Origin of the sequence: Campylobacter sp. 2018MI13, from assembly GCF_018501135.1 — a bacterium.
Classification (GTDB): Bacteria; Campylobacterota; Campylobacteria; order Campylobacterales; family Campylobacteraceae; genus Campylobacter_E.
The window spans coordinates 1-416 of record NZ_JAHCZC010000259.1; the positions used below are offsets into that span (position 1 = coordinate 1).

Annotated in this window: 1 protein-coding gene; it reads left to right on the forward strand. The window is 35.6% G+C overall.

The window, feature by feature from the left end; genetic code table 11:
• Window positions 1-110: 110 nt before the first annotated feature.
• Window positions 111-416 (forward strand): hypothetical protein (locus tag KJQ99_RS09920; RefSeq protein WP_214150743.1); only part of this gene is annotated, 306 nt, incomplete at its 3' end.

The window sequence follows — 416 nt, forward strand, 5'->3', positions numbered from 1 at the left end:
TTTATATGAGACTGCTAGATGTTTTCATTTTCTGTTTTGTATACATTTTTGCCATGAATTGTTTGTTTGTTTCGAGTTCATTAGAAGGAACTGTTTTAAATGAGTCGTATTTGTTAAAACAAAATGAGCAATCGAAATATGTTCAGAAATATAAGAGAATTTATGATGAAGTTCTCATATGTTGTGCACAAAGCGTTGACTTTTCAGGTGAACAGGCACGGGAAATGTCTTTGACCAATACCCAGATGAGCGAGCTTTTGGTTGGGACCACAAAGGTTTTTTTCAGAGGGAACAGCAATCTGGTCGACGTTGAGCTTTTTTCAAAGATGTCTGAAGACAATTTGAGAAAAGCAATCAAAGACAGGCGCATCAAGGCTACTCAGCAGCAATTGTATAATTTTCACGCAAATTATAAA